This is a genomic window from Nonomuraea sp. NPDC047897 (assembly GCF_043204415.1).
In the GTDB taxonomy this organism is placed as follows: domain Bacteria; phylum Actinomycetota; class Actinomycetes; order Streptosporangiales; family Streptosporangiaceae; genus Nonomuraea.
This window is the reverse complement of the sequence record NZ_JBIDCC010000016.1, coordinates 128,008-150,030: the sequence shown is the minus strand read 5'-3', so window position 1 is coordinate 150,030 and position 22,023 is coordinate 128,008. Positions and strand designations below refer to the sequence as shown.

The window sequence follows — 22,023 nt, the reverse complement described above, 5'->3', positions numbered from 1 at the left end:
GCTTATCCCGGCTGCGGGGACGCCCGCGTCGTGCCTACGGTGACTTCCGGAGCGGTCACGACGTCCGGGAGTAGCCCATGGGCAAGTTCGACGGCATGGATCCTGAGCTGGTGCGTGACCTGCTGGCCGAGCTCAAGCGCGTGGCCGAGCACCTGCGCACCACCGAGGGACGTGTCGCGCAGGTCATGAGCCGCGCGGGCGTGTCCGTCCAGACCACGCACCGGCCCGTCCAGGTGGCCGACGCCGCCGACGCCATGACGAAGGACGTCCGGACCAGGCTCGGACTGCTGGAGAAACGCGCCGCCGAGCCCCGCGACCCGGGCCCCGGCTCCGACACCCCGAAGAACGGCGAGACGCCCAGGACGGGCGACGAGGCGAAGAAGGGTGAGACGCCCAGGACGGGTGACGAGGCGAAGAAGGGTGAGACGCCCAGGACGGGCGACGAGGCGAAGAAGGGTGAGACGCCCAGGACGGGCGACGAGGCGAAGAAGGGTGAGACGCCGAAGACCGACACTCCGCGTGACACCAAACCTGACGCCGTCCCCACCGATCCTCCGAGGGAGGACAAGCCTGCCCAGGACGACGCGAAGCGGCGCGACGAGGACAAGCCGGCCAAGGACGACGCCAGAACCGGTGACAAGGACGACCGGACGGGTGGCAAGGACGACCGGACGGGTGGCGACGGCAGGCGTTGCGAGGACGACCGGACGGGTGACGGCAGGAAGGACGACCGCGCGACGGACGACGGGAGGACGGGCGACGGCTCCCGGCCCCGTGACGACGGCACCGGCCGTGACGACCGCGCGGCCGACTCCGGGCGTGACCAGCCCGTGGACACCCCGGCCAAGGACCATCCGGACGACCAGGACCCGCAGAGACCACGGGTCGTCGTCGTGGACGGCGTGAAGGTTCTCCAGGTCCCCATCGACCCGCCCACGGCCGAGGAACTGAGCGACCTCCTGAAGAACCTCGACACCTACCAGCCCATCGAGATGCCGACACCCGACGGCGACGCCCGGCCGGGCGACACCGGATCCCGTCCATCCGCCGACACCCCGATCGGCGATGCGGCCTCCCTCGGCCGGCCGGACACACGAGCCGGCGCCATCGACCCCGGCCTCCCGCCCCAGACCGCCGGCGTCCAGCCCGGAGGGGTGCCTCCACTCCCCATCGCCGACTCCCCGACCGGCGGCTCCACCGACCCCACCCCGGGCCAGGCCGCCTGCCCGCCCGCAGACCGTGATCCCCGGGGTGACGCCGGCACGCTGCCGGAGCGTGATCCCCGGGGTGACGCCGGCACGCTGCCGGAGCGCGATGAGCGCGGGGACGGAGACAGCACCCGAGGCCGGGACGCGCCCGCTGCCGCAGACCCGGGGCGAGACGGTCTCCCCGAGCCCCGCCAGGGGGCTCCCGTGGCCATCGACCCCACACCACCGGCCGGTTCTGACGCCGCACCGCGCACGGGCGATGGGGCAGGGGCGGGCACCGGGACGGACGGGGACGGAAGGGGCGACAGCAGGGCCAATGACGGGACCGGCGCGGACAGGGACGCGGGGAACGGCGCGGAGGACAAACCGGAGCACGGATCGGGAGACAAGCCGGGAGACAAGCCGGGGGACAGGTCGGGGGACACGGCGAGGGCCGGTGATGGGACGGCGGCTGACGGCGCGGTGACGGTCGCCGGCCGTACCCACCTCGACGACTGGCAGGACGGAGGCATCGCGACGGACGGCACGCCCCGAGACCAGAGCCCCTCGAACCAGATTCCCTGGACCCACGGCGGAGACCTCGACGACCTCGTCACCCTGGTCGGCCACGACGGCAGCGACGGCCACGACGGCCACGACGGCAGCGACGGCAGCGACGGCAGCGATGGTGACTACGGGGACTACGGGGAGTACAGGGACCCGCCGACCGGTCCGCACGGCGGATACGGCCGGGGAGAGTCGCTGCCCGGGGATGGCCCCCATGACGGACCGCCCGGCGCCGCGCAGCCCGGCGTCCCCGGCGGGGAGAGGAGCGTGTGATGTACGCGGACCCGCCGGCACCCCAGCCCATGCGACCCGGAGAGGCCCCGCCCGCCAAGCCCGGCGCCAACCCGCTGGATCCGCAGCCGCGCGCGTGGGAGTTCAATCCCGAGTACCAGCGCCTGGTCACCGCCTGGCAGACCGTGCTGCCGCTGCTGGAGAGCCTCACCACGGCCCTGGACAAGGCGTATCGGCAGGCCAGGAGCCCGCAGACGTGGGAGGCGCCCGTCGGTGAGCGCTATGTGGAGGACATCGCGGCCTGGCGTTCCAGGCTGGCCCTCTACCGGCAGGCTGTGCTCACCGCGATCAGTGACGAGGCGGCCGACACCCCGCGCTGGATTCCCAGCACGGCGGGTGCTCCGCGCGCCTTCTCCTGATCGCGCGTCCGGACGGCGGGAACCTGTGGGCAAAACGGACACCCCGCCTTAGAGTGGAGAAATGGGTCAACAGCCCTCCTACGGTCCGGACTTCGGCCTGCTCCAGAGGCAGGACCCCGACCTGGCCCAGGTGCTGCTCGACGAGCTGGCGCGGGTGCGCGGCGGGCTCCAGCTCATCGCGAGCGAGAACTTCACCTCGCCCGCCGTCCTCGCCGCCCTCGGCTCCACCCTGACCAACAAGTACGCCGAGGGCTACCCGGGCCGGCGCTACTACGGCGGCTGCGAGGTGGTGGACCGCGCGGAGCGGCTGGCCGTGGACCGGGCGCTCCGGCTGTTCGGCGCCGAGCACGCCAACGTCCAGTCGCACTCCGGCGCGACGGCGAACCTGGCCGCCTACGCGGCTCTGCTGCAGCCGGGCGACACGATGCTGGCGATGGCGCTGCCGCACGGCGGCCATCTCACCCACGGCTCCAAGGTGAACTTCTCGGGAAGATGGTTCGACGTCGTGTCGTACGGCGTGCGACGCGACAGTGAACTCGTCGACTACGACGAGGTGCGCGACCTCGCGCTGCGGCACCGGCCGAAGCTGATCGTCTGCGGCGCCACGGCGTACCCGCGGCTGCTGGACTTCGCCTGCTTCCGCGGCATCGCCGACGAGGCGGGGGCCTGGCTGCTCGCCGACGTGGCGCACACCGTCGGGCTGATGGCGGGCGGCGCGGTCCCGTCGGCGGTCCCGTACGCGGACGTGGTCACCTTCACCACGCACAAGACGCTGCGCGGGCCGCGCGGCGGCGGCATCCTGTGCACGGCGGAGCTGGCTGCCAGGATCGACCGGGCGGTGTTCCCGTTCATCCAGGGCGGCCCGCTCATGCACGCCGTCGCGGCCAAGGCGGTGGCGTTCGGCGAGGCGTTGCGGCCGGAGTTCGGCGACTACGCCAGGAAGGTGATCGCGAACGCCCGGGCGCTGTGTGACGCGCTGGCGGCGGAGGGCATGCGGCCGGTCGCGGGGGGCACGGACACGCATCTGGCGCTGATCGACCTGCGTGACCTGGGCATCTCCGGGGCGGAGGCGGAGCGGCGGTGCGCGGCGGCGGGGATCACCCTCAACCGCAACGCGATCCCGTATGATCCGGAGCCTCCGGCGATCACGTCCGGGATCCGGGTCGGCACGCCGTGCGTGACGACCCAGGGGATGGGGCCGCAGGAGCTGAAGGAGGTCGGGATGCTGGTGGCGCAGGCCGTGCGGGATCCCGATGCCGCACCGGCCGTGCGTGAGCGGGTGGCGGCGCTGCTCTCCATCCATCAGCCATATCTCAGCGAATTTTAAGCTGGTCTGTGTCGTTTTCCGGTCACAGTGGGCCGGAGCATCCGGGAAACTAGGTCCGTGCGCGAATACCTGTTCATGGCGCTCGTGGCGGCCGCGGTGACGTACCTCCTCGTCCCGCTGGTTCGCCGCTTCGCCATCCGCATCGGGGCCGCTCCGGAGATCCGTGAGCGCGACGTGCACACCACGCCGACGCCGCGGCTGGGCGGCCTGGCGATGTACGGCGGGCTGGTCGCGGGGTTGCTGGTGGCGAGCGAGCTGGCCTACACCGGCCAGGCGCTGCGCGCCTCCGAGGGCAACGCGGTGACGGCGCTGCTCATCGCCGGCGGCATCATCACGGTCACCGGGTTCCTGGACGACTGGTGGGGGATGGACCCCTTCATCAAGCTCGCCGGCCAGGTCGCGGCTGCCGGGGTGCTGGTCTACTACGACCTGCGGCTGGTCTACATCCCGCTGCCCAAGGACTGGGGCGGCTCCACCAGCCTCGACTACACGTTGAGCACCATCATCACCATCCTCGTGGTGGTCGTCACGATCAACGCCGTCAACTTCGTCGACGGGCTCGACGGCCTCGCCGCGGGGATCGTGTGCATCGCGGCCATGTCCACGTGGGCCTACTCGATCCTGCTGTCGCAGAGCATCAGCGGCAACAACATCACCACCACGGCGGGCATCGCGGCCATCCTCATCGGCACCTGCCTGGGCTTCCTGCCGCACAACTTCCATCCGGCCAAGATCTTCATGGGCGACACGGGCGCCATGCTGATCGGCCTGGTCCTGGCCTCCTCCATCGTCACCGTGACGCCGCTCGACCCGGCGGTCATCGAGGACATGAACAAGTTCGCGGTGCTGCTGCCGCTGCTGCTGCCCGCGGCGGTGCTGGTGCTGCCGCTGGTCGACCTCATCACCGCCGTCGTGCGGCGCACCTCCTACGGCATGTCGCCGTTCGCGCCCGACCGCGGCCACCTGCACCACCGGCTGATGGACATCGGTCACTCGCACCGGCGTTCGGTGCTCATCATGTACGCCTGGGCCTTCCTGTTCGCGTTCGGCATCGTGGCGATGTCCTGGCGGGGTGTGCCGGTGCTGTTGTTCCCCGTGGTGATCCTGCTGGCCATCGGCGTGCTCGTGCTCATGGCGGCGCCGCGGTGGCGTGGCCGGGGCGGGCTGCGCTCGCGGGGCGATCGGCCGGCCGACGACGACGGCGGCCCGCCCACCGGGCCGATGCCGCCCGTCCTGCCGGAGTCGGGGGCGGGCGGGCCGGGCGGCCGCCCGATCCAGGAGCCGCCGCAGCAGCGGGCCAGCGCAGAGGGCAAACCGGTCATCACCGCTCATCCGGGCCGTTCATGATCGCGAACTAGAAACGGCAGGTAAAAGCGGTCTTCTGTGAGCTTGTGATATCTTTCACGAGCAAGGGCCTCCATTGCACGCGCTCTGGGGGTAGCAAACGCTCGCTTGACAACTCTTCGTGGGAGCACCGATGCAGGCCAACGACGTGCGCGTCCTCAAGAGCGCCGCGCTGCCCACCCTGGCGGTGGGGGCGGTCGCCGTGGTCGTGGCGCTCGGTGTCGCCGGCGGCAAGGGCGCGCTCGGCGCCGCCATCGGCGTGCTGCTCGTCGGGGCGTTCTTCAGCGTCAGCGTGGTCGCCGTGAGCTACGCCGCGAAGGTGTCGCCTCAGGTCATGGCCATGGCGGCGATGGGCAGCTACCTCGTCAAGGTGATCGTCATCATGGCGATGCTGGCCACGTTCGGCGACACCACCGCGTGGAATCCCAAGGCCTTCGCCTGGTCCGTCGTGCTCTGCACGATCGTCTGGACCGCCTTCGAGGTCCGCGCCTTCATGAAGACCAAGATGCTGTACGTGGACCCCGACGCCTCGGTCCCCGGAAAGGGTGACTGATGAGCCTGACCAACGGGCCGGGTCCGATATGACTAGTCCTCTGCTGGCCTGCTATCGTCGGGCGCGCGATGAGCGAACAGGAACGCCGGCCGGAGACAGACGGTCGCGACTTCGCCGACGCCATGTGGTCGGTTCCCAGCTATCTTCTCGCCGGGATGGCGATCTATGGCGGTATCGGCTGGTTGCTCGACCGCTGGCTTGGCATGTCCGCGTTCTTCCCCATAGGCATCATCCTGGGGCTGGTGCTCGCCGGCTACGCGGTCTACCGGCGCCACGGTCGCTAGCCCTCCGCAGCGACCGTTTCGCCGAGGAAACTCCTGTGATCCACTACGACGTTGAAGGGAACGCCGCGTGAATGCGCTGACGGTCCTCGCTCCCAAGGACCAGTTCGGGGCTCCGACGCCCGACGAACTGTTCACCCTGCCCCCCATCATCCCGGGGGTCGACTGGTTCACCAAGCCGGTCCTTCTCGCTCTCCTCAGCGCCGTCGTGGTGATCGGCTTCTGCTGGGCGGCCTTCGGCAGCCCCAAGGTGGTCCCGCGGGGCGTCCAGAACGTCGCCGAGTACGGCTACATGTTCGTCCGCGACCAGGTCGCCCGCCCGTTCCTGGGCAAGGACGCCGACCGGTGGATGGGTCTGCTCGTCAGCATCTTCTTCCTGGTGCTGATCTGGAACGTCATGGGCGTCGTCCCGGTGCTGCAGTTCCCGGTGGCCTCGCACATCGCCTTCCCGGCCGTGCTCGCGCTGTCCATCTACGTGCTCAAGGTCTACCTGGGCATCAAGCACCAGGGCGGCGTCGGCTACTTCAAGAACATGATGTTCCCTCCGGGGCTGCCGAAGCCGATCTATCTGCTGCTGGCCCCGATCGAGTTCCTGTCGAACATGATCATCGCACCCTTCACGCACGCGGTGCGACTGTTCGCCAACATGTTCGCCGGCCACATGCTGCTGGCGTTCTTCAGCATGGTGGGCTTCTGGTTCCTCTTCGAGAAGCTGACTCCGCTCGGCGCGCCCATCGGCGTCCTCGGTGTGGTGATGACCATCATCCTCACCGGCTTCGAGATGTTCATCCAGTTCCTGCAGGCATTCCTCTTCGCGATGCTGGCCGCGATGTACATCGGCGGCGCGCTGCACGCAGAGCACTGAGAACCACATACCGGAATATCCATGACCGGTGGGTACTCCCTTCACCGGCCGTCCAGTAAAGGAAAACAGCAATGAGCGTTCTCGCTGAGGTCTCCGGCAACGTCACCGCCATCGGTTACGGTCTCGCCGCCATCGGCCCCGGCATCGGCGTGGGCATCATCTTCGGTCAGGGCGTGCAGGCCATCGCGCGCCAGCCCGAGGCTTACGGCCTGATCCGTCAGAACATGCTCCTCGGCTTCGTCCTCACCGAGGCCCTCGCCCTCATCGGTCTGGTCGCGCCGTTCATCTTCGCGAACCTCTAAAGACCAGAAGAATCCCTGACGAAAGGCTGCACCCATGACCATGGCAGCTACGCTCCTCGCGGCGGAGGGGGGCGCCAACCCCCTCCTCCCGCACGACTACGAGCTCATCGTCGGTATCTTCTCGTTCCTCGTCGTCTTCTTCGTCGTCGGCAGGATGCTCGTCCCGCGTATCCAGAAGACGCTGGCCGAGCGCACCGACGCCATCGAGGGCGGCATCAAGAGGGCGGAGGAGGCCCAGGCCGAGGCGCAGGCGCTGCAGCAGCAGTACCGTGACCAGCTGGCCGAGGCCCGGCAGGAGGCTGCCCGGCTGCGCGAGGAGGCCCGCGAGCAGGCCGCCCAGATCAAGGCGGAGCTCCGCGAGGAGGCGCAGGCCGAGGCCCGCCGCCTCATCGAGGCAGCGCACGTCCAGATCGAGGCGGACCGGCAGCAGGCGTTCGCCCAGCTCCGCGCGGAGATCGGACGCCTGTCCACGGACCTGGCCAGCCGCATCGTCGGCGAGTCCCTGGAGGACGAGGCCAGGCAGCGTCGCACCGTCGACCGGTTCCTCGACGAGCTCGAGAGCTCCAGCGCGCAGGCGGTGCGCTAATGAGAGGGCTGAGCAGAAGCTCGCTGGTGGAGGTCGAGGAGCGCTTCAACGCGGTTGCGGGAAGCGCCGACCTCGGCACGCTCTCCGACGAGCTGTTCGCGATCGCGGACCTGCTCGACCGTGAGCACGGCCTGCGCCGCGCCCTGTCCGACCCCGCTCGGCCCGCCGAGCAGAAGGCCCGGACCGCGCGCGCGCTGCTCGGTGGCAAGGTCGGCGAGGCCGCGATCGCCACCACCGAGGCCGCGGTGTCGGCCCGGTGGTCGCGCGCCGGCGACCTCGCCGACGTCCTCGAACGGCTCGGCGTCGTCGCCGCGGCCGCCGAGGCCGAAGGGCAGGGCACGCTCGACGAGGTGGAGGACGAGCTCTTCCGCTTCAGCCGCGTCATCGCCGCCAACCCGGCCCTGCGCCGCGCGCTGTCGGACGAGGCGGCCCCCGAGGAGGGCAAGCGGCAGTTGCTGCGCGACCTGCTCGGCAACCGGGCGGCCGTGACCAGCCTGCGCCTCATCTCGCAGGTGGCAGTACATCCGCGAGGACGTAGCCTGGAGACGGGCCTGGAGGTGTTCGGGCAGCTCGTGGCGCAGCAGCGCCAGCGCTATGTCGCGGTGGTGCGCAGCGCCGTCGAGCTGACCGAACAGCAGAAGCAGCGCCTGGCGACCTGGTTGCGCACCTCCTACGGCCGCGACGTGCACCTGAACGTCGAGGTGGATCCGCGAGTGCTCGGTGGCTTCTCGGTCCGCATCGGCGACGAGATCATCGACACCACCATTGTGGGACGAATCGAAGAAGTCCGCCGCCGGTTGGCCGGCTAGGCGAAGAGGGAGACAGAGTAGAGATGGCGGAGCTTACGATCCGGCCGGACGAGATCCGGGACGCGCTTGAGCGCTTCGTCCAGGCGTACGAACCGGAAGGCGCCGCGCGCGAGGAGATCGGGACCGTCGTCGACTGTGGCGACGGCATCGCCCATGTCTCCGGCCTTCCCTCGGCGATGGCGAACGAGCTGCTCGAGTTCGAGGACGGCACGCGCGGTCTGGCCCTGAACCTCGACACCCGTGAGATCGGTGTCGTCATCCTGGGCGACTTCAGCAAGATCGAGGAGGGCCAGACGGTCCGCCGGACGGGCGAGGTCCTGTCCGTGCCGGTCGGCGACGGCTTCCTCGGCCGCGTGGTCGACCCGCTGGGCAACCCGCTCGACGGCAAGGGTGCGATCGAGACCGAGGGCGTGCGCGCCCTTGAGCTGCAGGCCCCCTCGGTCGTCCAGCGCCAGCCGGTGAAGGAGCCGCTGCAGACCGGCATCAAGGCGATCGACGCCATGACGCCGATCGGCCGCGGCCAGCGCCAGCTGATCATCGGTGACCGCGGCACGGGCAAGACCGCGATCGCCGTGGACACCATCCTCAACCAGCGCGACAACTGGGCCACCGGCGACCCGACCAAGCAGGTCCGCTGCGTCTACGTCGCGGTCGGCCAGAAGGGCTCGACGATCGCGCAGGTCAAGGCCCGCCTGGAGGAGGCGGGCGCGATGGAGTACACGACCATCGTCGCCGCCCCGGCCTCCGACCCGGCCGGTTACAAGTACATCGCCCCCTACACCGGCTCGGCCATCGGCCAGCACTGGATGTACCAGGGCAAGCACGTCCTCATCGTCTTCGACGACCTGACCAAGCAGGCCGACGCCTACCGGTCCGTGTCGCTGCTGCTGCGCCGCCCGCCGGGCCGTGAGGCGTTCCCGGGCGACGTGTTCTACCTCCACTCGCGTCTGCTGGAGCGCTGCGCGAAGCTGTCAGCCGACATGGGCGGCGGTTCGATGACCGGTCTGCCGATCATCGAGACCAAGGGCAACGACGTGTCGGCGTTCATCCCGACCAACGTCATCTCCATCACCGACGGTCAGTGCTTCCTGGAGACCGACCTGTTCAACGCCGGTGTCCGGCCGGCCATCAACGTCGGTATCTCCGTCTCCCGAGTCGGTGGTTCGGCGCAGGTCAAGGCGATGCGCAAGGTGGCGGGCACGCTCAAGCTGTCGCTGTCGCAGTTCCGTGACCTTGAGGCGTTCGCCGCGTTCGCCTCCGACCTCGACGCCGCCTCCCGCGCCCAGCTGGAGCGTGGCCAGCGCCTGGTCGAGCTGCTCAAGCAGCCGCAGTACTCCCCGTTCCCCGTCGAGAAGCAGGTCGTGTCGGTGTGGTCCGGCACCACCGGTGAGCTGGACGAGGTGCCGACCGAGGACATCCGCCGGTTCGAGGGTGAGTTCCTCGACTACCTGCAGAGTTCGCACAAGGGCGTCTTCGACGCCATCCGCGAGACCAAGGAGCTGTCCGACGACACGGTGACCGCCCTCAAGGACGCCATCACGGAGTTCAAGAAGGGCTTCACCACCTCCTCCGGTGAGCTGCTCGTCAAGGACGAGCCGGTGGCGCCGCTCGGCGCCGACGAGGTCGGCCAGGAGAAGATCAAGAAGGTCGTCCGCGCGGCGGAGAAGAAGTAGGACATGGGTGCCCAGCTAAGGCTGCTGCGGCGGCGGATCAACTCGGTCAAGTCGACCGCCAAGATCACGCGCGCCCAGGAGCTCATCGCCTCCTCACGGATCGTGCGGGCGCAGCAGCGGATGCAGGCGGCGCTGCCGTACGAGCGTGAGATCATTCGCGCCGTCACCGGCGTCGTCAGCAACGCGGCGAGCGTCGACCATCCGCTCACCGTGGCGAAGGAGAACCCCGCCAGGGCGGGCGTGCTCGTCGTCACCAGCGACAGCGGCTTCTGCGGCGGCTTCAACGCCAACGTGCTGCGCGAGGCCGAGGCCCTGCGCGGGCTGCTGGAGGGTCGTGGCCTGTCCGTGGTGCCGTTCGTCACCGGGCGCAAGGGTGTCACCTGGCACTCCTTCCGCCAGCGGGAGATGGGCGGCAGCTGGGTGGGCTTCTCCCGGAAGCCCGCCTACGCCGACGCCAAGGAGATCGCCGACACGCTGATCCAGTCGTTCAAGGACGACAACGGCATCGACGAGATCCACATCGTGTCGACCGAGTTCGTCTCGATGCTCTCGCAGAACGTCGTGGTCCGCCGGATCCTGCCGCTGGAGGTCGAGGAGACCGAGGCCAGCGAGTCGACCGTGATCCCGCCGTACTTCGAGTTCGAGCCGACCGCCGGCGACGTGCTCGAGTCGCTGCTGCCGCGGTACGTGGAGTCACGCATCTTCACGGCGCTGCTGCAGTCGGCGGCCTCCGAGGAGGCCGCGCGGCGGCGCGCGATGAAGTCCGCGACCGACAACGCCAACGAGCTGATGCGGGTGCTGACCCAGCAGATGAACCAGGCTCGCCAGGCAGAGATCACCCAGGAAATCAGCGAGATCGTCGGTGGCGCCAACGCGCTGGCTGACGCCGCAGCGGGGAAAGAGTGAAATGACTGCAGAGGCTGTTGAGACTGTAGAAAGCGCCGCGGCAGGCACAGGCCGCGTGGCGCGCGTCACCGGCGCCGTCGTCGACGTGGAGTTCCCCGTCGAGGCGATGCCCGAGATCTATAACGCGCTCAAGGTCGAGGTGACCCTCGGCGGCGAGACCAAGACCCTGACCCTGGAGGTCGCCCAGCACCTGGGCGACAACCTCGTCCGGGCCATCTCCATGCAGCCCACCGACGGCCTGGTCCGCGGCCAGGCGGTCACCGACACCGGGGCGCCGATCTCGGTGCCGGTCGGCGACGTCGTCAAGGGCCACGTGTGGAACGCGCTGGGCGAGACGCTCGACGTGCCCACCTCCTCGCTCCAGATCAACGAGCGCTGGGGCATCCACCGGCCGTCGCCGGCCTTCGACCAGCTTGAGTCGCGCACCGAGCTGCTCGTCACCGGCATCAAGGTCATCGACCTGCTCACCCCGTACGTGCAGGGTGGGAAGATCGGTCTGTTCGGCGGCGCCGGCGTCGGCAAGACCGTCCTGATCCAGGAGATGATCCGCCGGGTCGCCCGTAACTTCGGTGGCACCTCGTGCTTCGCCGGTGTGGGTGAGCGCACCCGTGAGGGCAACGACCTCTGGCTGGAGATGGAGGAGGCCGACGTCCTCAAGGACACCGCGCTGGTGTTCGGCCAGATGGACGAGCCGCCGGGCACCCGTCTGCGGGTCGCCCTGTCGGCGCTGACGATGGCCGAGTACTTCCGCGACGTCCAGAAGCAGGACGTGCTGCTCTTCATCGACAACATCTTCCGCTTCACGCAGGCCGGTTCCGAGGTCTCCACGCTGCTCGGCCGTATGCCGTCCGCCGTGGGTTACCAGCCGACGCTGGCCGACGAGATGGGTGTCCTCCAGGAGCGCATCACCTCGACGCGCGGTCACTCGATCACCTCCATGCAGGCGATCTACGTGCCCGCCGACGACATCACCGACCCGGCCCCGCACAACGCGTTCGCGCACCTCGACGCGCAGACCGTGCTGTCCCGGCCGATCTCGGAGAAGGGCATCTACCCGGCGGTGGACCCGCTCGACTCCTCCTCCCGGATCCTCGACCCGCAGATCGTGGGCGAGGAGCACTACCGGGTTGCCCAGGAGACCAAGCGGATCCTGCAGAAGTACCGCGAGCTGCAGGACATCATCGCCATCCTCGGCATCGACGAGCTCTCCGAGGAGGACAAGGTCACCGTCCAGCGGGCCCGCCGCATCGAGCGCTTCCTGTCGCACCCGATGTACGCGGCCGAGGCCTTCACCGGCCAGCCGGGCGAGACCGTCCCGCTCGACGAGACCATCGCCTCCTTCAAGGGCCTGTGCGCCGGCGAGTACGACCACCTGCCCGAGCAGGCGTTCTTCATGGTCGGCGGCATCGACCAGGCCATCGCCAAGGCCAAGGAACTCGAGCGCTAATTCGCCCGGACTGGAGGGCGAGCTTTGCGCGCCCGCGGATACGGTGATGGCACGGCTGCCGGCCGTGCCATCACCTGATCGGAAAGGAACCTACACAAGTGGCGAAGCTACGCGTAGGGGTTGTCTCACCCGAGCGTGAGATCTGGTCGGGCGAGGCCGACATGGTGATTGCCAAGACCGTGGACGGCGAGATCGGTATTATGCCGCAACACGCACCCGTTCTCGGCGTCCTCGTCGAGGGTGGCGTGCTGCGCGTGAAGCGCGAGGGTGAGGGCGACCTCGTCGCCGCGGTGCACGGCGGGTTCATCTCCGTGGCCGACGACGAGGTGTCGGTGCTCGCGGAGGTGGCCGAGCTGGGCTCGGAGGTCGACGTGGCGGCCGCCCGTGACGCTCTCGATCGCGCTCAGGCCTCGATCGAGGCCAACCAGGAGGACGCCGACGCGGCGGTCGAGGCCAAGCGAGCCAGGGCCCGGCTGCGTGCGGCAGGCGAAGAGGTCTGACGGTAACGAGCCAAGGGGGCGGCATGGCGGTGGCAGCGACGATTCTCATCTGTGTGCTGCTGGCCGCCGCCCTGGTGGTGCTGCGGGGCTTCGTCCTGTCCCGATCACGGGGCAGCGTCCCCTGTCGGCTGCGCGTACGCGACCGGGGGTGGCGCAGCGGGGTAGCCCGCTACGCCGACGGGGAGCTTCACTGGATCCCGCTCATAGGTGTGCGACTGAGGCCGCGCCACGCGATCGCGAGGCGCGGCCTCGTCGTTTCGTCACGGCGCGAGCTGGACGGCGGGCTCTACGCGATCGACTGCGGCGGGACGACGCGCGACCTCTCCCTCGCGATGAGCGCCGACGCGCTCACCGGCTTCCTCGCCTGGCTGGAGGCCGCGCCGCCGAGCGCCTACCTGGACGTCGCCTGACCTGTCCGGGTTAGCGGTGAGCTAGCGGGTGCCTCCGGGGCGCCACAGGATCTCCCCGCCCGCGTGGGCCACCCGGCAGGCGATGAACAGCAGGTCCGACAGCCGGTTGAGATAGGTGGCCGTCAGCGGGTTCATGTCGTCGTGGTCACGCAGGGCCGCCCAGGTCGAGCGTTCGGCGCGGCGGACCGTCACCCTGGCCACGTGCAGCGCGGCCGTCGCCGGGTCGCCGCCCGGCAGGATGAAGCTCCGCAGCGGCTTCAGGTCGGCGTTGAACCGGTCGCACTGCTCCTCCAGCCGGTCGACGTACGGCTGCTCCACCCGCAGCGGCGGGAACTCCGGGTCGGCCACCACCGGGGTGCACAGGTCGGCCCCCACGTCGAACAGCTCGTTCTGCACCCGCGTCAGCACCTCGGCCAGCTCGGCGGGCAGGGTGCCGTGCGACAGGGCGAGCCCGAGGTGGGCGTTGGCCTCCTCGACGTCGGCGTAGGCGGCCAGCCGGGTGTCGGTCTTGTGGGTGCGGCTCATGTCGCCGAGCGTCGTCGTGCCGTCGTCGCCGGCGCGGGTGTAGATGCGGGAGAGCACGACCGGCTTGTCCTTGTCCTGGCGCGTCATGCGTTCAGCGTAGTGACAAATGTCATCCGGAACGGACTCAGGGCGCACGCCGGGGTGGTGATTCCGGCGACTACCAGGCGGATCCGGCCGGCCCGAGGATGGACCCATGACGAAGGAGAGGATCTGATGCTCGAGATCAGCGGGCTGCGCAAGCGTTTCGCGGGTGGTCCCGAGTCGCCGGAGGGCAAGCTCGCTCTGGACGGCATCGGCTTCACCGTCCGGCAGGGCGAGATGTACGGGTTCGTCGGCGCGAACGGCGCGGGCAAGACGACGACCATGCGGATCGTGATGGGTGTGCTGCAGGCCGACGCGGGTTCGGTCACCTGGAGCGGCAGGCCGCTGACGTACGCGGACCGGCGCCGGTTCGGTTACATGCCGGAGGAGCGCGGGCTCTACCAGAAGATGCGCGTGGCCGAGCAGATCGAGTACTTCGGGCGCCTGCACGGCCTGGACCAGGCAGCGGCGCTGAAGGCCACGGACGACCTGATCGAGCGGCTCGGCCTGGGCGAGCGCAGGGGCGACGCCGTCGAGTCGCTGTCGCTGGGCAACCAGCAGCGGGTGCAGCTCGCGGTGGCGCTGGTGCACGACCCGGAGGTGCTGATCCTGGACGAGCCGTTCTCGGGCCTCGACCCGATCGCGGTCGACACGCTGGCCACGGCGCTGCAGGAACGCTGCCGCGGCGGGGTGCCGGTGATCTTCTCCAGCCATCAGCTCGACCTGGTGGAGCGGCTGTGCGACTCGGTCGGCATCGTCTCGTCCGGCCGGATGGTCGCCTCGGGCGCGGTCGGCGACCTGCGGGCCGCTGAGGGGCGCAAGCTGCGGGTCGTGGTGCGCGACGCGGCGCCCGGCTGGGCCGACGGCCTGCCCGGCGAGATCGTCGTCAGGGGCGACCGGCACGAGCTGGCCGTCACCGCCGGGGACGACCAGGAGATCCTGCGTCGCGCCCTGAAGGCCGGCCAGGTCGAGCATTTCGGCTACGAGCAGCCGACCCTCACCGAGATCTTCAAGGAGGCTGTGGCGTGAACACGCTGATGCTGGTGGCGCGCCGGGAGATCACCACCCAGATCCGGACGAAGGCGTTCGTCATCGGCCTGCTCATCACGGCCGTGCTGGTGGGCGCCGTGGCGTTCGCGCCCAAGCTCATGGGCGGCCCGGACGAGTACACTCTCGGCACGGTCCACTCGCAGCAACTTCCCGTGCAGGCCGCGGCGCCGGACGCGAAGATCGAGTGGCGGGCGTTCCCGGACGAGGCGGCGGCCACGCGGGCGCTGCTCGACGGCGACGTGGACGCGGTGCTCGTCGACGGCACGAAGGTGCTCACCGACGGCAAGATCGAGTCGGAGCTGGGCGTGCTGCTGCAGAGCACGCACCGGGAGGCCAAGCTGGGCGCCTCCGGCGTGCGGATCGAGCCGCTGCAGATGCAGTCGGTCGGCGCCGACACCCGCTACCAGGAGGCGCGCACCGGGATCGCCGTGGTGCTGACGCTGGTCCTCTTCATGCTGATCATCGGACAGGCCATGATGGTGGCCATGGGCGTGGTGGAGGAGAAGGGCAGCCGGATCGTGGAGATCCTGCTCACCTCGATCCGCCCGTGGCAGCTTCTCGGCGGCAAAATCATCGGACTGGGCGTGCTCGGCCTGATCAACCTCGGGACGATCCTCGTGGTCGGCATCGGCGCGTCGTTCGTCTCGGGCGTGGCGGTGGACTTCCCGCCCGGCACGCCGGGCATCGTGGCCGGGGTGCTGGTCTGGTTCGTGCTGGGCTACGCGTTCTTCGCCACCCTGTCGGCGGCGTTCGCCTCGCTGGTGTCGCGGCAGGAGGAGGTGGGCAACGTGATGTCGCCACTGACGATGCTCATCATGGTGTCGTACTTCATCGCGTTCTACGCGACCTCGGAGCCGACCGGCACGCTGGCCACGGTCATGTCGCTGATCCCGCCGTTCTCGTCGATGGTCATGCCGGTGCGGATGGCCGCGGCCGAGGTGCCGCTGTGGGAGGTCGGGCTGTCGATGGTGCTCATGGCCGGGGCCGTGGGGGCGGTGCTGGCGTTCGGGGCGAAGGTGTACGAGCGCGCCGTGCTGCGTACCGGGGCCAGGGTCAGGCTGGTCGAAGTGCTGCGGGCGCGGTAGCGGGAGCTCGATGGATGCGATCACGCGGGCGCGACGGCTGTGCCGGTGGGTGCTGATCTCCTTCCTGGGGCTGGTGTGGTTCTCGCTGGCCCTGCAGCTTCTCGGAGAGATCGGCCAGGGCCGGGCGCAGTGGTGGCGCGTCGGCCCGGCCCTGGCCGCCGTGGTCGTCTTCAGCCGGTTCTACCTGCGGGTGCTCGACGCGGCTCTGGAGTCCCGGTACGCCACCCGGGACGTGGCGGTGGCCGGGGCTCTCGCCGTGTTCGCCGCGTCCGTCGGCGGGGGCGACCCGCTCGCCTGGGGCCTGGTCCTGATGGCGTGGCTGTCGGTCGCGACGGTGGGGGTGCCGCTCTGGCGGGCCGTGCTGATCTCCCTGGGGACGTACGTGGTGGCCGTCGGCATCGGCACCGCCAACGTCCTGGCCGGCCACCGCCTGTCGTTCGACGGCGAGGCCGACCCCGTGATCTCCATCCCTTTCATGGTGGTGATGTACGGGATCATGTGCGCGAGCTTCCCGCCGTCCAACCGGCTCTGGGTGTGGATCTACCGGCTCGCCGTACAGGCGCACGAGGGGCGGGAGGCGCACGCCAGGCTGGCGGTCGCCGAGGAGCGGCTGCGCTTCGCCCGCGACCTGCACGACCTCGTCGGCCACCAGCTCTCCGCGATCGCCGTCAAGACCGAGCTGGCCGTACGGCTGTCGGACGCGGACGCCTCGGCGGCCAGGGCCGAGATGACCGAGGTGAACACGCTGACCCGCAAGGCGCTGCGCGAGCTGCGGCAGGCCGTGCGCGGCTACCGCGAGCTGGACCTGCCGGCGGAGCTGGAGAGCGTCCGCAGCGTGCTGGAGGCGGCCGGGGTGCGGTGCGAGCTGCGCCTGCCGCACCGCGACCTGCCCGCCGTGGTGGGGCCGGTGTTCGCCTACGCCGTACGGGAGGCGGTGACCAACGTGCTCAAGCACAGCTCGGCCACGTTCTGCGACATCACGCTCCGCTTCACCACCGAGGAGGCCGAGCTGCTGGTGCGCAACGACGGCGTGGTGCGCCGTCAGGCGGCCGACCTGGGCAGCGGCCTGTCGGGGCTGGCTGAGCGGCTGGCGGCCGTCGGCGGCAAGCTGAGCGCCCATCCGACGGGAGAGGGGCACTTCGTGCTCAACGCTGTCGTGTCACTGCCGATTCGTGGGTAGTGGGGGAGTATCGGGGGCCACCCCACGCCCACTGCCGTGGGCATGCGTGACGACACCGCGCGGGTGCGCGCCGGTGTGAGGTGAGGAGGTGACATGCGCGTCCGGGGCAATCCGAAAGCCCAGGTGGTGCAGATCGGCGCCCGGCTGGATGCCGGCACGTCGGCCGGGACGCGGTCACAGCTGCACGACGCGGTCGACTCGGGTGAGGGCGACCTGATCCTGGACGTCTCCCGGCTGGAGGTGATCGACGCCACCGGCCTGGGCGTGCTCGTGGGCACGCACCGGCGGGCGATCGCCGCCGAGCGCCGCCTCGTGCTGCGGCGGGTTCCGCCGCGGGTCATGCGGATCCTGGCGGTGACGCGGCTCAACCGGGTGCTGCACGTGGAGGCGGAGGAAGTGGCCGTGGCGTGATGCCACGGCTGTTTTCGGCCACGTTCCATCGTTGATGCTTCAATCACCTACGCGCTCGGGGCCTCCGCGGAGGCCGTAATCAAATCCAGCCGAAAATACCGATTAATGCCGGGTTCTTTATCCGGGTGGCGTATGTCCTCAGGTAGCGCCGAGTGACCGCCTGAAGATGTGGGTGGCTACATCGACCAGTTCGTCCAACTCCGGCGGATCCTCCGACAGCAGCCATTCGATGAGCAACTCTTGTAGCGCTCCAATGGCCCCGAGCGCGACCAGCCGCCGCGAGGGCGCGGCGCGAGCCGGAAAATCAGCGGACGCCTCTTCGACGAGCCGGGCGAAGGACTCCACGGCCCGCTGGCGCGAGGTCGTGAGGACATCTCCCGACCTGCGCACCTCAAGATGCATGATGCGGGCCCGCCGCCAGTCGGCCGTGGCGAACTCGACGTACGCCCGGATGCCCGCCTCCACCCGCCCGTCGAGCGTGTTCGGCGCCTCCTGCAGGGCCTTGGTCACCTGGGCCAGGCTCTCGTCCACGCACCGCTCGTGCAGCGCCTGGAGCAGTTCCTCGCGTCCCCCGAAACACTCGTAGAAGGCGCGGTTGGAGATCCGCGCCTCCGAGCACAGCCTTTCGATCGTCGTCGCCGCGAAACCTGGCTTCGCGTATAGCGTGTAGGCGGCCGTCATCAGCCGCTCGCGTCTGTCCGCCAGCCTTTGCTCGGCCGACATTCCCCGGTAAGACCGGTTCACAATCCACCCGTCCAACATGATCGTGGCCCCCAAAGCACACAATTATGGACGGATGATCGGCTCCTGGGAAAGGGCGAAAAGATTACCTCTTACATCCACCGTGCAAGAACGTGACAATCCTGACCGGCGGCTCAATCCTCCGGGCGCGTGAACCGGGCCGCGCGCCGTACGTCCGGGAGGGCGAGGGGCGTCGTGGAACGGGCCGACGCGGCGGTCGCGGCGCCCTCAGAAGAGGGTCGGATTCTCCGGCTCGATGCCGCGCAGCGCGTCGTAGTCGAGCGTCACGCAGTCGATGCCGCGGTCGCCCGCCAGCACACGGGCCTGCGGCTTGATCTCCTGGGCGGCGAAGACGCCACGGACCGGGGCGAGCAGCGGGTCGCGGTTGAGCAGCTCCAGGTAGCGGGTGAGCTGCTCGACCCCGTCGATCTCGCCGCGCCGCTTGATCTCGACCGCGACGGTCGCGCCGGCCGCGTCGCGGCACAGGATGTCGACCGGGCCGATCGCCGTCATGTACTCGCGCCGGATCAGGGTGTAGCCGTCGCCCAGCGTGGTGATGTGCTCGGCGAGCAGCTCCTGCAGATGCGCCTCGACGCCGTCCTTGATCAGGCCCGGGTCGACGCCCAGCTCGTGACGGGAGTCGTGGAGGATCTCCGCCATCGTCAGGACGAGCTTCTCGCCCGTCTTGCCGTGGGTGACCGTCCAGGTCTCGCCGTCCTCCTTCAGCTTGCACGGCGGGTTCATCCAGTTGAGCGGCTTGAAGGCGCGGTCGTCGGCGTGGATCGACACGCTGCCGTCGGCCTTGATGAGCACCAGCCTCGGCGCCATCGGCAGGTGTGCCGTGAGCCGACCGACGTAATCCACGCTGCATCGCGCGATGACCAACCGCATGACGGTCCACCTTAGCGGCTCTGGAAAACTGGACGCATGGCGTTCGAGAGGGTGGGAGTCGTCGGCCTCGGCACGATGGGGGCCGGCATCGCGGAGGTCTTCGCGCGGGCGGGGCTGCGGGTGATCGGCGTGGAGGCCGACGCCGAGGCGCTCGCTCGCGGACGCGGGCACCTGGAGAGGTCCACCGGCCGGGCGGTCGACCGCGGGCGGCTGATCGAGGCCGAGCGCGAGGAGATCCTCCGGCGGGTCACGCTGACCACCTCGCGCGACGACCTGAGCGACGCCGACCTGGTGGTGGAGGCGATCCCCGAGATCCTCGACGCCAAGGTGTCGCTGTTCGAGGACCTCGACCGCATCTGCAAGCCGCAGGCCGTCCTCGCCACCAACACCTCCTCGCTGTCGGTCACCGCGGTCGCCGCCGCGACGGGCCGGCCAGGCAGGGTGGTCGGGATGCACTTCTTCAACCCGGCCCCCGTGATGCGGCTCGTCGAGGTCGTGGGCACGGTGGTGACCGAGCCCGGCGTCGTCGAGGAGATCGCCGGGCTGGCGCGGCGGCTGGGCAAGACGCCCGTGACCGTGGGGGACCGCGCCGGGTTCGTGGTCAACCGGCTGCTCCTGCCGTACCTCAACCACGCCGCCGTGCTGCTGGAGAACGGCGTGGCGGCGCGCGACGACATCGAGGCGGCGATGACGCTCGGCGCGGGGCTGCCCATGGGGCCCTTCGCGCTGCTCGACCTCATCGGGCTCGACACCGCCTACGAGGTGATGTGCGTGCTGTTCGACGAGACCCGCGACCGCCGGCACGCGCCCGCGCCGCTGCTGCGCGAGCTGGTCACCGCCGGTCTGCTCGGCCGCAAGTCCGGACGCGGCTTCCACGGTGAGCGGGTGGTGCGCCCCGAGGCCGGCCGGGCCTCGGTCGTCACCTACCGGGTCGAGGGGGAGGGGGCCGGCGCGGTCGCCGAGCGGCTGGCGCAGGCCGGGTTCAAGACGTCCGACGACCCGGACGTGGTGCTGCGGCTGGCCGACCGGCCCGTGGTCGAGCACGCCGTACGGCTGCCGCGCCCCGACGTCATGGTGGGCGTCCACCTCGTCGGCGAGCGGGTGGCCGAGGTGGCCGCCACGGCTCTCACCTCGCCCGCGGCGGTCGCGGCGGCCCGCGACCTGATGAAGGTCATCGGGCGCACGCCGGTGCCGTGCCGCGACCGGGCCGGGTTCGTCGTCGACGCGCTGCTCTACCCCTACCTCAACGACGCCGTCCGGATGATCGAGGCGGGCTATGCCTCGATCGGCGACGTCGACGCGGCCATGCGGCTGGGCTGCGGCTACCCGGCCGGGCCGGTCGAGACGATGGAGAGCGTCGGGCTCGACCGCGTGCGCGACGGGCTGCGAGCCCTCTACGCCGAATACCGCGAGCCCTCCTACGCCCCGGCGCCGCTGCTCGACCATCTGGTCGCGGCCGGCCTGACCGGCTTCCCCCGGCCATGAGCCCGCGCCGTGCCCGCCGCAGGGACGACTCGCGTCCCGTCGGCTTCCCCCGGGGTATGGACCGGGTCGAGGAGTGGCCCGACGGGGAGTGGAAGGTGCGTGCGCTGGCCGGCGGCTCCTCGGCCAAGAACTACCGCTGTCCCGGATGCGACCAGGAGATCCCCGGCGGCCAGCCGCACCTGGTGAGCTGGCCCAACTGGGCGGGCGGCGACGACGAGCGGCGCCACTGGCACACGGCCTGCTGGCGCAAGAGACTGGACCGCGGCCCGGGGCGCAGCCGCTACTGACGCTGCCGGAAGGCCCGGCAACCCCCATCACGAAAGAGGACCAAGGTGGAGATTCGCGCGGCGACCGTGCTGCCGGCCAGGCGTGAGCCGATCGAACTGCACACCGGTGACGGCCTGACCCTGGTGGGGGAGCTGGCCCTGCCCGCTGAGCGGCCGCCGGTGGCCACGCTGGTCACGCTGCACCCCCTGCCCACCCACGGCGGCTTCATGGACAGCCACGTCTACAAGAAGGCCGCCAACCGGCTGCCCGCCCTCGCCGACCTCGCCGTGCTGCGTTTCAACACCCGCGGCACGTCCTCCGAACGGGGCACCTCGCAGGGCGCTTTCGACGGCGGGCAGGGCGAGCGGTTCGACGTGGCGGCGGCGCTGGAGTACGCCGAGTTCCACGACCTGCCGCGGGTGTGGGTGGTCGGTTGGTCGTTCGGCACCGAGCTGGCGCTGAAGTGGGCGCACGACCCGCTCGTGGAGGGCGCCATCCTGCTCTCGCCGCCGCTGCACCGGGCCACCGACGACGACCTCGACGCCTGGGCGAGGTTCGGCCGCCCGCTGGTGGTGCTCGTGCCGGAGTTCGACGACTACCTCAAGCCCGACGACGCCCGTGCCCGCTTCGCCCGGGTGCCGCAGGCCGAGGTCATCGGGGTCGAGGGCGCCAAACACCTGTGGGTGGGCGAGCCGTACGTGCGCATCGTGCTGGACGAGATCGTCAGGCGGGTCAACCCGGCCGCGCACCCGCTCCCCGCCCACCTCTGACGATTTTCTCCAGTTTCGAATGCAATTCTGATGAAATGTGTCACCAAGATCTGGACGAGCGCCGCTCGCTGAATGACAATCCGATCGTCAACTGAAGATCGTGGCGATGCCGGGCGGGGGTGACCCCGCG

25 protein-coding genes are annotated in these 22,023 nt (G+C 70.2%); 22 read left to right on the top strand and 3 right to left on the bottom strand.

The window, feature by feature from the left end; genetic code table 11:
• Positions 1–77 precede the first annotated feature (77 nt).
• The 15 genes from ACGF0J_RS31685 (at position 78) to ACGF0J_RS31615 (ending at position 13,407) form a co-directional block, all read left to right on the top strand.
• Positions 78–2,027 (top strand): hypothetical protein, encoded by a 1,950-nt coding sequence (locus tag ACGF0J_RS31685; protein WP_393151718.1) that lies wholly within the window; start codon positions 78–80, stop codon positions 2,025–2,027.
• Positions 2,027–2,404: a hypothetical protein gene (locus tag ACGF0J_RS31680; protein WP_393151716.1), complete on the top strand. Its 378-nt coding sequence runs from the start codon at positions 2,027–2,029 to the stop codon at positions 2,402–2,404. Before ACGF0J_RS31685 ends, ACGF0J_RS31680 begins: the two co-directional genes overlap by 1 nt.
• 61 nt (positions 2,405–2,465) lie before the next feature.
• Positions 2,466–3,731, top strand: a complete 1,266-nt coding sequence (gene glyA / locus ACGF0J_RS31675) for a serine hydroxymethyltransferase (protein ID WP_393151714.1) — start codon at positions 2,466–2,468, stop codon at positions 3,729–3,731.
• Positions 3,732–3,788: 57 nt separating this feature from the next.
• Positions 3,789–5,078 carry a glycosyltransferase family 4 protein gene (locus tag ACGF0J_RS31670; protein WP_393151712.1) on the top strand — a complete coding sequence of 430 codons (1,290 nt, stop codon included), beginning with the start codon at positions 3,789–3,791 and terminating at the stop codon, positions 5,076–5,078.
• Positions 5,079–5,208: 130 nt separating this feature from the next.
• Positions 5,209–5,628, top strand: coding sequence for a hypothetical protein (locus tag ACGF0J_RS31665; protein WP_393151710.1), 420 nt, complete (start codon positions 5,209–5,211; stop codon positions 5,626–5,628).
• A 68-nt stretch (positions 5,629–5,696) separates the two neighbouring features.
• The gene (locus tag ACGF0J_RS31660) at positions 5,697–5,912 is read left to right on the top strand and encodes an AtpZ/AtpI family protein (RefSeq protein ID WP_393151708.1); all 216 of its coding nucleotides are present in this window, start codon (positions 5,697–5,699) and stop codon (positions 5,910–5,912) included.
• Positions 5,913–5,979: 67 nt separating this feature from the next.
• Positions 5,980–6,774 carry a F0F1 ATP synthase subunit A gene (atpB, locus tag ACGF0J_RS31655; RefSeq protein WP_393151706.1) on the top strand — a complete coding sequence of 265 codons (795 nt, stop codon included), beginning with the start codon at positions 5,980–5,982 and terminating at the stop codon, positions 6,772–6,774.
• 71 nt (positions 6,775–6,845) lie between these two features.
• The gene (gene atpE, locus ACGF0J_RS31650; RefSeq protein WP_101784104.1) at positions 6,846–7,076 is read left to right on the top strand and encodes an ATP synthase F0 subunit C; all 231 of its coding nucleotides are present in this window, start codon (positions 6,846–6,848) and stop codon (positions 7,074–7,076) included.
• Between the two features lie 34 nt (positions 7,077–7,110).
• On the top strand, positions 7,111–7,662 hold the full coding sequence (locus ACGF0J_RS31645; RefSeq protein WP_393151704.1) for a F0F1 ATP synthase subunit B: 552 nt from the start codon (positions 7,111–7,113) through the stop codon (positions 7,660–7,662).
• On the top strand, positions 7,662–8,471 hold the full coding sequence (locus ACGF0J_RS31640) for a F0F1 ATP synthase subunit delta (protein WP_393151702.1): 810 nt from the start codon (positions 7,662–7,664) through the stop codon (positions 8,469–8,471). The genes ACGF0J_RS31645 and ACGF0J_RS31640 overlap by 1 nt, the downstream gene beginning before the upstream one ends.
• A gap of 23 nt (positions 8,472–8,494) precedes the next feature.
• The gene (atpA, locus tag ACGF0J_RS31635) at positions 8,495–10,144 is read left to right on the top strand and encodes a F0F1 ATP synthase subunit alpha (RefSeq protein ID WP_393151700.1); all 1,650 of its coding nucleotides are present in this window, start codon (positions 8,495–8,497) and stop codon (positions 10,142–10,144) included.
• Between the two features lie 3 nt (positions 10,145–10,147).
• Positions 10,148–11,050: a F0F1 ATP synthase subunit gamma gene (locus tag ACGF0J_RS31630; protein WP_393151698.1), complete on the top strand. Its 903-nt coding sequence runs from the start codon at positions 10,148–10,150 to the stop codon at positions 11,048–11,050.
• A gap of 1 nt (position 11,051) precedes the next feature.
• Positions 11,052–12,497, top strand: a complete 1,446-nt coding sequence (gene atpD, locus ACGF0J_RS31625) for a F0F1 ATP synthase subunit beta (protein WP_393151696.1) — start codon at positions 11,052–11,054, stop codon at positions 12,495–12,497.
• Positions 12,498–12,595: 98 nt separating this feature from the next.
• Positions 12,596–12,997 (top strand): F0F1 ATP synthase subunit epsilon, encoded by a 402-nt coding sequence (locus ACGF0J_RS31620; RefSeq protein WP_101784110.1) that lies wholly within the window; start codon positions 12,596–12,598, stop codon positions 12,995–12,997.
• A 23-nt stretch (positions 12,998–13,020) separates the two neighbouring features.
• Positions 13,021–13,407 carry a DUF2550 domain-containing protein gene (locus ACGF0J_RS31615; protein ID WP_393151694.1) on the top strand — a complete coding sequence of 129 codons (387 nt, stop codon included), beginning with the start codon at positions 13,021–13,023 and terminating at the stop codon, positions 13,405–13,407.
• Between the two features lie 21 nt (positions 13,408–13,428).
• Here the strand turns inward: ACGF0J_RS31615 and ACGF0J_RS31610 are convergent, their stop codons facing one another.
• The gene (locus ACGF0J_RS31610; RefSeq protein ID WP_393151692.1) at positions 13,429–14,019 is read right to left on the bottom strand and encodes a cob(I)yrinic acid a,c-diamide adenosyltransferase; all 591 of its coding nucleotides are present in this window, start codon (positions 14,017–14,019) and stop codon (positions 13,429–13,431) included.
• Between the two features lie 126 nt (positions 14,020–14,145).
• On the opposite strand from ACGF0J_RS31610, the gene ACGF0J_RS31605 reads away from it, so the two are divergent.
• The 4 genes from ACGF0J_RS31605 (at position 14,146) to ACGF0J_RS31590 (ending at position 17,739) form a co-directional block, all read left to right on the top strand.
• On the top strand, positions 14,146–15,042 hold the full coding sequence (locus ACGF0J_RS31605) for an ABC transporter ATP-binding protein (protein ID WP_393151690.1): 897 nt from the start codon (positions 14,146–14,148) through the stop codon (positions 15,040–15,042).
• On the top strand, positions 15,039–16,148 hold the full coding sequence (locus tag ACGF0J_RS31600; protein WP_393151688.1) for an ABC transporter permease: 1,110 nt from the start codon (positions 15,039–15,041) through the stop codon (positions 16,146–16,148). Before ACGF0J_RS31605 ends, ACGF0J_RS31600 begins: the two co-directional genes overlap by 4 nt.
• A 10-nt stretch (positions 16,149–16,158) precedes the next feature.
• The gene (locus ACGF0J_RS31595; protein ID WP_393151686.1) at positions 16,159–17,328 is read left to right on the top strand and encodes a histidine kinase; all 1,170 of its coding nucleotides are present in this window, start codon (positions 16,159–16,161) and stop codon (positions 17,326–17,328) included.
• 93 nt (positions 17,329–17,421) lie between these two features.
• Positions 17,422–17,739 carry an STAS domain-containing protein gene (locus ACGF0J_RS31590; RefSeq protein ID WP_393151684.1) on the top strand — a complete coding sequence of 106 codons (318 nt, stop codon included), beginning with the start codon at positions 17,422–17,424 and terminating at the stop codon, positions 17,737–17,739.
• Positions 17,740–17,877: 138 nt separating this feature from the next.
• Here the strand turns inward: ACGF0J_RS31590 and ACGF0J_RS31585 are convergent, their stop codons facing one another.
• Together ACGF0J_RS31585 and nucS are read right to left on the bottom strand one after the other, a co-directional pair.
• Positions 17,878–18,462 (bottom strand): TetR/AcrR family transcriptional regulator, encoded by a 585-nt coding sequence (locus ACGF0J_RS31585; RefSeq protein ID WP_393151682.1) that lies wholly within the window; start codon positions 18,460–18,462, stop codon positions 17,878–17,880.
• Between the two features lie 246 nt (positions 18,463–18,708).
• Positions 18,709–19,371 (bottom strand): endonuclease NucS, encoded by a 663-nt coding sequence (nucS, locus tag ACGF0J_RS31580; RefSeq protein ID WP_393151680.1) that lies wholly within the window; start codon positions 19,369–19,371, stop codon positions 18,709–18,711.
• Between the two features lie 36 nt (positions 19,372–19,407).
• On the opposite strand from nucS, the gene ACGF0J_RS31575 reads away from it, so the two are divergent.
• Genes ACGF0J_RS31575 through ACGF0J_RS31565 form a run of 3 tightly spaced genes read left to right on the top strand, consistent with a single transcriptional unit; the run spans position 19,408 to position 21,893 of the window.
• Complete coding sequence (locus ACGF0J_RS31575; RefSeq protein ID WP_393151679.1) at positions 19,408–20,856, top strand: 3-hydroxyacyl-CoA dehydrogenase family protein; 1,449 nt, start codon at positions 19,408–19,410, stop codon at positions 20,854–20,856.
• Positions 20,853–21,143: an ATP/GTP-binding protein gene (locus ACGF0J_RS31570; protein WP_393151677.1), complete on the top strand. Its 291-nt coding sequence runs from the start codon at positions 20,853–20,855 to the stop codon at positions 21,141–21,143. Before ACGF0J_RS31575 ends, ACGF0J_RS31570 begins: the two co-directional genes overlap by 4 nt.
• A 45-nt stretch (positions 21,144–21,188) precedes the next feature.
• Positions 21,189–21,893 carry an alpha/beta hydrolase gene (locus ACGF0J_RS31565; RefSeq protein ID WP_393151675.1) on the top strand — a complete coding sequence of 235 codons (705 nt, stop codon included), beginning with the start codon at positions 21,189–21,191 and terminating at the stop codon, positions 21,891–21,893.
• The last annotated feature ends 130 nt before the right edge of the window (positions 21,894–22,023 follow it).

Excerpts from the sequence above, each read along its gene's own strand:
- ACGF0J_RS31685 (WP_393151718.1), top strand. The coding sequence starts at position 78 with ATGGGCAAGTTCGACGGCATGGATCCTGAGCTGGTGCGTGACCTGCTG.
- ACGF0J_RS31680 (WP_393151716.1), top strand. The coding sequence starts at position 2,027 with ATGTACGCGGACCCGCCGGCACCCCAGCCCATGCGACCCGGAGAGGCC.
- glyA (WP_393151714.1), top strand. The coding sequence starts at position 2,466 with ATGGGTCAACAGCCCTCCTACGGTCCGGACTTCGGCCTGCTCCAGAGG.
- ACGF0J_RS31665 (WP_393151710.1), top strand. The coding sequence starts at position 5,209 with ATGCAGGCCAACGACGTGCGCGTCCTCAAGAGCGCCGCGCTGCCCACC.
- ACGF0J_RS31660 (WP_393151708.1), top strand. The coding sequence starts at position 5,697 with ATGAGCGAACAGGAACGCCGGCCGGAGACAGACGGTCGCGACTTCGCC.
- atpE (WP_101784104.1), top strand. The coding sequence starts at position 6,846 with ATGAGCGTTCTCGCTGAGGTCTCCGGCAACGTCACCGCCATCGGTTAC.
- ACGF0J_RS31645 (WP_393151704.1), top strand. The coding sequence starts at position 7,111 with ATGACCATGGCAGCTACGCTCCTCGCGGCGGAGGGGGGCGCCAACCCC.
- ACGF0J_RS31640 (WP_393151702.1), top strand. The coding sequence starts at position 7,662 with ATGAGAGGGCTGAGCAGAAGCTCGCTGGTGGAGGTCGAGGAGCGCTTC.
- atpA (WP_393151700.1), top strand. The coding sequence starts at position 8,495 with ATGGCGGAGCTTACGATCCGGCCGGACGAGATCCGGGACGCGCTTGAG.
- ACGF0J_RS31630 (WP_393151698.1), top strand. The coding sequence starts at position 10,148 with ATGGGTGCCCAGCTAAGGCTGCTGCGGCGGCGGATCAACTCGGTCAAG.
- atpD (WP_393151696.1), top strand. The coding sequence starts at position 11,052 with ATGACTGCAGAGGCTGTTGAGACTGTAGAAAGCGCCGCGGCAGGCACA.
- ACGF0J_RS31615 (WP_393151694.1), top strand. The coding sequence starts at position 13,021 with ATGGCGGTGGCAGCGACGATTCTCATCTGTGTGCTGCTGGCCGCCGCC.
- ACGF0J_RS31610 (WP_393151692.1), bottom strand. The coding sequence starts at position 14,019 with ATGACGCGCCAGGACAAGGACAAGCCGGTCGTGCTCTCCCGCATCTAC.
- ACGF0J_RS31605 (WP_393151690.1), top strand. The coding sequence starts at position 14,146 with ATGCTCGAGATCAGCGGGCTGCGCAAGCGTTTCGCGGGTGGTCCCGAG.
- ACGF0J_RS31595 (WP_393151686.1), top strand. The coding sequence starts at position 16,159 with ATGGATGCGATCACGCGGGCGCGACGGCTGTGCCGGTGGGTGCTGATC.
- ACGF0J_RS31590 (WP_393151684.1), top strand. The coding sequence starts at position 17,422 with ATGCGCGTCCGGGGCAATCCGAAAGCCCAGGTGGTGCAGATCGGCGCC.
- ACGF0J_RS31585 (WP_393151682.1), bottom strand. The coding sequence starts at position 18,462 with ATGTCGGCCGAGCAAAGGCTGGCGGACAGACGCGAGCGGCTGATGACG.
- nucS (WP_393151680.1), bottom strand. The coding sequence starts at position 19,371 with ATGCGGTTGGTCATCGCGCGATGCAGCGTGGATTACGTCGGTCGGCTC.
- ACGF0J_RS31575 (WP_393151679.1), top strand. The coding sequence starts at position 19,408 with ATGGCGTTCGAGAGGGTGGGAGTCGTCGGCCTCGGCACGATGGGGGCC.
- ACGF0J_RS31570 (WP_393151677.1), top strand. The coding sequence starts at position 20,853 with ATGAGCCCGCGCCGTGCCCGCCGCAGGGACGACTCGCGTCCCGTCGGC.